Origin of the sequence: Cupriavidus sp. UYPR2.512 (assembly GCF_000379565.1) — a bacterium.
In the GTDB taxonomy this organism is placed as follows: Bacteria; Pseudomonadota; Gammaproteobacteria; order Burkholderiales; family Burkholderiaceae; genus Cupriavidus.
In genome coordinates, this window is record NZ_KB903128.1 from 1 (window position 1) to 1,131 (window position 1,131).

The window sequence follows — 1,131 nt, forward strand, 5'->3', positions numbered from 1 at the left end:
AGGCTATGTGGCCGGATGCGCAGCACGGCTTCTACCGGCCCCTGTCATGTCGTTTAATCACCTTGAACGGGGCGGGCATAAAATCCTCCGTTTTTCGGAACTGGGCAGCCTGCCGTCGTCAAACCGACCGGTGGTGAGTTACCGGCTTTGAGCTAGATCCCCTGAGTTGGGGTGATCGTACCTTTCGTGTTAAATCTGGCGGTCTGGCCAAAAAAGCTATTGTGAATCAAGGGGTTGCAATCTCACCGGTCATGCGAAAGGCGGGAAGAGGCATAGCCTTGCTGGAGGCGGCTCTCTGGTTGATCACCGCCAGATTTTACTGAGATGGACCCGGCGCCTCCCTTCGGGGGGACACTATCGGCCTCAACCTGACACGTGGAGGTTCATCATGGAAATCGACATCCTCGGCATCGATCTCGCCAAACAGGTGTTCCAGCTCCATGGCGCCGACCGTCGCGGACGGCCTGTGCATCGAGCGAAGGTCTCGCGTGGCTCGCTGCTGGAGGCAGTGCGCACACTGAAGCCGGGAATGGTTGTCATGGAAGCCTGCAGCACAGCGCACCACTGGGCACGGCGCTTCCAGTCGCTCGGTATTGAGGTCCGGCTGATCAGTCCACAGTATGTGTCGCCCTTCGTCAAGACCAACAAGAACGATCGCAACGACGCCGAGGCGATTGTGGAGGCAGCCAGCCGGCCCGCCATGCGCTTCGTTGCGGTCAAATCGGTCGAGCAACAGGACATCCAGGCCGCGCATCGAATGCGCGCAATCCTGATCCGCCACCGTACCGCCATGATCAACCAGATGCGTGGTCTGCTCGGCGAGCGTGGGCTCACGATTTCGCGCTCACCAGAGGCGTTCAAGCGTGCGATTCCGGAACTGCTTAGTAAGAGCGCCAACGAGCTGACGTCGTTCTGCCAGACGCTACTGACCGAGATGCTTCAGCACCTGCACGCGATCGAAGAGCGCGTCCACCTGATCGAAGCATCGATTCAGTCGTTCATGAAGGCAAGTCAGAAACGTCGAGCGAGTTCTCGAAAGAGGTGGCGCCGGAAATTCGGACAGTCGGATAAATGGAAGAGCTGGGGTCTGAGCCGCACCCCTTTCAAGGTGATCAAACGACACGTCCGGCC

Annotated in this window: 1 protein-coding gene; it reads left to right on the forward strand. The window is 59.0% G+C overall.

The window, feature by feature from the left end:
- Positions 1–388: 388 nt before the first annotated feature.
- The coding region (locus tag A3A5_RS39235; RefSeq protein ID WP_018312886.1) for an IS110 family transposase at positions 389–1,131 on the forward strand (743 nt) is incomplete at its 3' end.